Source organism: Streptomyces sp. NPDC002690 (genome assembly GCF_053592415.1).
Window position 1 is genome coordinate 1 of the sequence record NZ_JBSFVR010000398.1, and the last position, 6,693, is coordinate 6,693.

The 6,693-nt window shown below is 70.6% G+C and carries 5 protein-coding genes and 1 pseudogene; 3 read left to right on the top strand and 3 right to left on the bottom strand.

Going from position 1 to position 6,693, the window contains the following annotated elements:
• Positions 1-63: 63 nt before the first annotated feature.
• From ACWD3D_RS31580 to ACWD3D_RS31590, 3 genes and pseudogenes are all read right to left on the bottom strand, one after another.
• A pseudogene (locus tag ACWD3D_RS31580) lies at positions 64-132 on the bottom strand (alkyl sulfatase dimerization domain-containing protein); the annotation flags it as partial.
• A gap of 28 nt (positions 133-160) precedes the next feature.
• The gene (gene rfbC / locus ACWD3D_RS31585; protein WP_451464171.1) at positions 161-760 is read right to left on the bottom strand and encodes a dTDP-4-dehydrorhamnose 3,5-epimerase; all 600 of its coding nucleotides are present in this window, start codon (positions 758-760) and stop codon (positions 161-163) included.
• Between the two features lie 109 nt (positions 761-869).
• On the bottom strand, positions 870-2,900 hold the full coding sequence (locus ACWD3D_RS31590; protein WP_451464168.1) for a glycosyltransferase family 2 protein: 2,031 nt from the start codon (positions 2,898-2,900) through the stop codon (positions 870-872).
• 341 nt (positions 2,901-3,241) lie between these two features.
• On the opposite strand from ACWD3D_RS31590, the gene ACWD3D_RS31595 reads away from it, so the two are divergent.
• The 3 genes from ACWD3D_RS31595 (at position 3,242) to ACWD3D_RS31605 (ending at position 6,452) form a co-directional block, all read left to right on the top strand.
• Positions 3,242-4,477: an acyltransferase family protein gene (locus tag ACWD3D_RS31595; protein WP_451464169.1), complete on the top strand. Its 1,236-nt coding sequence runs from the start codon at positions 3,242-3,244 to the stop codon at positions 4,475-4,477.
• Positions 4,478-4,689: 212 nt separating this feature from the next.
• Entirely contained in the window at positions 4,690-5,817 is a 1,128-nt protein-coding gene (gene proB, locus ACWD3D_RS31600; RefSeq protein WP_451464172.1) for a glutamate 5-kinase, read from the top strand.
• A 122-nt stretch (positions 5,818-5,939) separates the two neighbouring features.
• Complete coding sequence (locus ACWD3D_RS31605) at positions 5,940-6,452, top strand: hypothetical protein (RefSeq protein ID WP_451464170.1); 513 nt, start codon at positions 5,940-5,942, stop codon at positions 6,450-6,452.
• The last annotated feature ends 241 nt before the right edge of the window (positions 6,453-6,693 follow it).

The window sequence follows — 6,693 nt, forward strand, 5'->3', positions numbered from 1 at the left end:
GGCCCGTCAGGGAGACGGCCAGCTGGTAGACGCCGGCGGAGTCCAGCGGCAACTTGTCGACGGGGACGGATTGCCGTCGAACCAGCCCATGTAGCGCTGGTAGATGGCCTTGACGTTGTGGCTGACCGAACCGTTCTGTCGTACGGGCGCTGCCGCCGGGTCAGCCCCGGGCGCGCAGCTGCTCGTAGTAGGCCTGGCAGTCCTCGTACGAGGGCAGCAGCCCCTGCGCCTCGGCCTCGGCCAGCGTCGGGGCGGCGGCGTCCTTGTCCGAGAGCAGCGGGGTGATGCCCTCGGGCCACTCGATGCCCAGCTCCGGGTCGAGCGGGTTGATCCCGTGCTCGCGGCCCGGGGCGTACCCCTCGGAGCAGAGGTACACGACCGTGGCGTCGTCGGTCAGCGCCATGAAGGCGTGGCCGAGGCCCTCGGAGAGGTAGACCGCGTGGTGGTCCACGTCGTCGAGCCGGACGGCCTCCCACTGCTTGTACGTGGGGGAGCCGACCCGGATGTCCACGATCACGTCCAGCACGGCACCGCGCACGCACTTGACGTACTTCGCCTGGCTCGGCGGGACGTCGGCGAAGTGGATGCCGCGCAGGGTGCCCCGGCTCGACACCGAGCAGTTGGCCTGGGCGAGCTGGAGCCCGTGCCCGGCCGCCGCGGTGAAGTCGGCCGCCTGGAACCACTCGTGGAAGCTTCCCCGGCTGTCGGGGAAGACCTTGGGCTCCTGCACCCAGGCTCCGGCGATGTCGAGCTGCCGCATCTGATTCACGTTCCTGTTCTTGTCGCTTCTCGTGTACTTCACGTTCTCGGGCCAGACTGTGCGACGGCTGCCCCGTACGGGACCGCGGTCCCGTGCAGGACGCCGGGTGTCAGCCGGAGACCTTGTCGGCGAACCCGCGGGCCTTCTTGCGGGCCTTGGCGGGCAGCCGGCGGACGATCGGGCCGCCCACCGTCCGCAGCGCGCTGCGGACGGTCGCCTTGCGGCGGGCCGAAGCCATCGCGCTCAGCATGGTGGAACTCACCTCGGGCAGGTCCGACACCAGGACGATCTTCCCGCCCCGTTCGACCCGCACGTCGGCGAGCGGCAGGGCGGCGTTCTTGGCGCCGTCCAGCCGGATCGAGAGCTTCCAGTCGCCCGGCGGCACGTCGGCCGCCTTGGCGGGCAGCGCCACGTGGGCGCGGCCCTGGACGGGGCGCAGCGTCGTCGGGAGGACCCGGTCGGTGCCGCCGGTGGAGGTCAGCACCAGATCGGCCTTGGAGGGTGCCGTGGAGGTCGTGGTGACGATGTCGAGGCGCAGTTCGGTCTTGCTGCCGGGGGTACGCAGGACCGGGCGGCCCTCCAGGTACTCGGCCAGCTTCTTGGCGCGCCGGGCCACGTCCAGCGTGAGGTTGCCGTGAGGGTCCGTGAAGTACGGGATGACGGCACGGGCGGGCGAACCCAGCGAGGCCGGCAGGCAGGCCGCGTCGACCGCGGGGTCGCGGTCGGCGCCGAGCCGGGCCTTGCGGACCACGCCGAGGCCGCGCAGCGGCACCCAGATGTCCCAGAACCCGCGCGAGACGCGCCCGCGGTTCTTGACGCGCTCCGAGGTCACGTGACCGTGCCCGGTCAGGACGACCTCGAAGACGCCGGAGGAGATCTCCTTGACCTCCGAGGTGAACTTCGCGGGGCAGGGCCACTCGACGGCGGTCTCACGGTTGCGCAGCGAGATCTCCGCCATGTAGCCGTCGAGGTCGTCCTCGACGTCCAGCAGCTCGCCGGCCGGGAGCAGGTCCGCCGTGAGGTCGGGGTGCAGGTGCAGACGGCCGTCGCGGCGCACCAGCGTCACGGGCTTCTGGTCGTCGCCGTGCACGAGCCGACCGGTGATGTCGACCCGGATGCGGCCGTCCGGCTGCCACTCGAACTTCTCCAGGCGGGCGGCCGCCTTGATGGAGCCGGCGAACTGGGCGATGCGGACCAGCCCCTGGCGGTCGTCGTTGCGCAGCAGGGTGGAGCGGAGCCGCTGGACCGGGCCGAGCCCGTCGTGCACGCCGTCGTGCATGAAGTCACGTGCCAGGGGCTGGACGGCGTCGATCATCTCGTCGCGGTACTCCGGCGCGTACTTCTGCACAGCGGGTTCACTGAGGCGCGACAACATCTCCACACGGTAGAAGCGGCGCAGCAGAAGGTCGCGGAATTCGCCCGGCTCGGTGTTCTCCACGACGACGTCGAGGACCTCGCGGAGATTCCCGTAATAGCCCGAAGGGATGAGCTTCGCGGAGCCGGCGTTCTGGCCGTCGTCGCGCCGCGAGTAGTAGTAGCAGGTGTAGTTCCCGAGAATGGAGACGACCTTCGCCGGGAAGTACGCCTGCATCATGTAAAGCTGGTCCTCCAGGCGCCGCTTGCCCTCGGGATAGGCGATGCCGTTCTCGCGGAGGAATTCCGTCCGGAACATCTTGTGCGGGGTCAGGGAGTCGTAGAGCGGTGCGTCACGCAGGGTGCACTTCTCCCGGTTGACCTTGAAAACCCCGTGCGGCACGCCGCGGAAGTTGCTGGCCACCTTGCCGATGACGATGTCGGAGCCGTTACGGTGCCCCATGTCGTAGAGGCGCAGCAGGGCCTCGGACGCCAAATAGTCGTCCTGGTCGAGGAACTGGACGTATTCGCCCTTGGCCTCCGCCACGCCGATATTGCGAGGCTTGCCCGGCCATCCGGAATTGGGGATGGTGATCACACGGAAGTGCGGGTGCACGGTCGCAAGCTTTTCGAGACGCTCACGCGTGTCGTCGGTCGAACCGTCATTGACGAACAGCACTTCGAATTCGCTCGCGGGCAGGGTCTGGCGCAGCAACGAGTCGATGGCGGGATCGATGTACTTCCCCGGGTTGTACACAGGAATGATGACGCTGACTTTGACTGACACAACTGTGTCCCATCTCTTGTGGGAACCCTGAACGCGAAGGCGGTGTCGGGATCGGTGACCGATTGAGGGCGAGGGCCGCCGCCCGGAAGCACCATAGCGGTTGCGGCGCATCGAACAGTTCGGACCGGGTACGAGGCCGTGTACGGTGCTACGGAGGTTTCCGGTGATGTGAGCCCTATGAGATCCCAAATGGCTTATGTCCAGGCGGCCTTGAGGCTGCCTCGGGGGGATTCTCAGGAGTCGGACGGGGACCCGGCTCGCGACGCGGTTCAGCGAGAGAGGTGCACGTCATCAGTCGTACCCGCAGTGAAGCCGTCCGGCTTCGATGGTCACACGGTTCCGTGGCGGACTGCTTCCAGGGCCGTGACAACAGCCTCGGGTTCATCCGCCTGATCCTGGCATCGGCGGTCGTCATCAGCCACGCCAGCGTGCTGGGCTTCGGCGAGAAGGAGTTCGGCCACGGGTTCAGCCACGGCCAGACCGACCTGGGGAAGCTCTCCGTCTACGGCTTCTTCGTCCTGTCCGGCATCCTCGTCACCCGCAGTGGCAAGCGGCTGCCGCTGGGCCGCTTCCTCTGGCACCGCGCTCTGCGCCTGCTGCCCGGTCTCTGGGTCTGCCTGACCGTGACGGCCTTCGTCGTCGCCCCCTTCCTCTACTGGGCGCAGCAGGGCGGCCTCGGCGGCTTCTGGGACCATCCCCGAGGTCCTTTCGACTACCTCGGCTCGAACTGGGCGGTGGCCCCGCTCCAGAACGACGTCTCCGGCGTCGTCGCGCACTCCCGGAGTGACGGTCTGGGGCACAGCCCCAGCATCGACGCCGCCCTCTGGTCGCTCCGCTACGAAGTGTTCTGCTACTTCGGTGTCGCGCTGCTCGCCGTGACCCGCGTCCTCACCCGGGCCCGCCCGGTCGTGCTCCTGGTGGCCGCCGCACTCGGCTGGTACGCCATCGCCCCCGCTGTGCAGGAACGCTTCTGGGCCGGTTTCTCGGACTCCTCCTACGCTCTGAGCTTCGAGATCTTCCCGGTCATGGGCAAGTTCGACCCGGACATCCTGATCTATCTCGCCTTCGCGTTCGCCGTCGGTGCGGTGATCGAGTCGTACCGCGAGCACATCCCCGTCAGCGACCCGCTCGCCGCCCTCGCGCTGCTGCTGTTCCTCGGCGGCATCTTCTTCGGATACTTCTTCGTCGTGGGCATCCCCGCCTTCGCCTACCTGCTGCTCTGGCTGGCGATCCGGCTCCCCGGGCCGTTCCGCCGCATCGGGGCCCGGAACGACCTCTCGTACGGCGTCTACATCTACGGGTTCGTCGTCCAGCAGGGGCTGGCCGCGCTCGACTTCGCCCGCTGGGGGTTCTGGCCCTACCTCGCCGTGTCGCTCGCCGGCTCGCTGCTGGTCGCGGCCCTCTCCTGGCACCTGGTCGAGAAGCCCGCGATGCGGCTCAAGGACATCGGCCGCAAGCGCACCGCCCCGACCGCCCCTCCGGCGGCCCAGCCCGCGCCCCCCGGGGAGACGGAGTCCGCGACCGGGCCCTCGGGCCGGGACCGGGCCTACGCGGACAGCGGCAGCCGCACCGGCTGACCCGTACGGCACGCACACCGGGGCGACACCCCGCACCCACCGCGACACGACGCCCCGGCCCCGCCGCCGGGGCGTCCCCGTGCGCGGGAACTCCCGCCGGGCCGCCTCTACCACCCCGCGTCCATGGAACGGAACGGCGATGCGTCCGGCGCCCCGACTGGCATACATTCGCCCCTGTGACATCGGTAGCGGAGAGTGTGGCAAGACAGCAGGTGACCGAGGCCCGCAGGATCGTCGTCAAGGTGGGCTCCTCCTCGCTCACCACCGCGGCGGGCGGACTGGACGCCGACCGGGTCGACGCCCTCGTGGACGTCCTCGCCAAGGTCCGCGGCGGCGGTGAGCGGGAGGTCGTCCTCGTCTCCAGCGGTGCCATCGCCGCCGGCCTCGCCCCACTCGGCCTGCACCGCAGACCGAAGGACCTCGCCCGGCAGCAGGCGGCGGCCAGCGTCGGCCAGGGGCTCCTGGTGGCCCGGTACACGGCGTCCTTCGCCCGCTACGGCGTACGCGTCGGCCAGGTGCTGCTGACGACCGACGACACCAGCCGCCGCGCCCACTACCGCAACGCCTACCGCACCCTCGACCAGCTGCTGGAGATGGGCGCCCTGCCCGTCGTCAACGAGAACGACACCGTCGCCACCGACGAGATCCGCTTCGGCGACAACGACCGCCTGGCCGCCCTCGTCGCCCACCTCGTCCACGCCGACCTCCTCGTCCTCCTCTCCGACGTGGACGGGGTCTACGACGGCGACCCCAGCACCCCGGGCACCTCGCGGATCGCCGAGATCACCGGCCCCGAGGACCTGGCGGGCGTCACGATCGGCAGCGCGGGCAAGGCCGGGGTCGGCACCGGAGGCATGGTCACCAAGGTGGAGGCGGCCCGGATCGCCACCGCCGCCGGCATCCCCGTCGTCCTCACCTCCGCCTGGCACGCCGCCGACGCCCTCGCCGGACGGGACACCGGGACCTGGTTCCACCCCACCGGCCGCCGCTCCGCCGACCGCCTCCTCTGGCTGGCCCACGCCTCGGCCCCGCAGGGCGCGCTGATCCTGGACGAAGGGGCCGTACGAGCCGTCGTGGAGCGCCGCACCTCCCTGCTGCCCGCGGGAATCAGTGCCGTGCACGGCGACTTCACGGCCGGCGACCCCGTCGAGCTGCGCGACCCCGCAGGCCGGGCGGTCGCCCGCGGTCTCGTGAACTTCGACGCGAGGGAGATCCCCCAACTGCTGGGGCGCTCCACGCACGATCTGGCCCGTGAACTCGGACCCGCCTACGAACGCGAGGTCGTACACAGGGACGACCTCGTCGTTCTCATGCCCCCCTCGACGCCCCGAATCGGCTGAAACTCCGGACTCCTGACGGAGACCTTCACCAAAACCGCCCCACGCCGGGCCTCGGACTGGTCAACTTTGTAGCGGGGGCATGCAGGGGAACAGCACAGCAACACATCCACAGGAGGCCGCCGGTGAGACGAGCGCGCCCGGGGGCGCCGCCCCGAGGAACGGGCACCCGCGCACTGACCAGCGTGGGAGTGGGAACCGGCTTCGACCGGAGTCCGCCCGCCGACCGCACGTCCGACCGGGCCGAGGACCGCACCACCGGCCACGACCCGGTAGCCGCGAAGGGGGAGACCACGCAGTCCCGGCTCTGGCACATCACGCTCTGCGTGTCCGGGGCCGAGACAGCGCTCGGGGAGATCAGACGCGGCCTGGAACAACTGGCCCACGACCACCCCTTCCTGCTGACCAGCCGGTACGCGAACGACCACGCGGAGATCCGGTACTGGGAAGAGGCCCGGGACCTGCACGACGCGGCGGCCGTCGCCCTGCGGCTCTGGGGCGAACACCGCTCCACCGCCCAGCTGCCGCCGTGGGAGATCGTCGGCCTGGAGGTCATCGACCGGGAGACCTACCACCAGCGCGTCGCCGAAGGGTACGGGCCGCCGCCCGCCGCACCCGTGGGCGTGCACCCGTACTGACCCGGAGACGGGAGCGGGCGCGTCCGGCCCGCTCCCGCCCCGAGGCGCCCCCGCCGCAGGGGACCCGTCCCCCAGCCGCTCTCCCGCCCGGACGTCTCGCACAGGTGTCCCGCCCGGACGTCTCGCATCACGGGATACGCCCCGGACGTCCGGGGACCGCGCACTACCCTGCGGGCATGACCACGCTCACCCCGTACGACAACATGTCCCCGGTCGCGCAGGCCGCCTACCGGGCGCGCGC

Excerpts from the sequence above, each read along its gene's own strand:
- rfbC (WP_451464171.1), bottom strand. The coding sequence starts at position 760 with ATGCGGCAGCTCGACATCGCCGGAGCCTGGGTGCAGGAGCCCAAGGTC.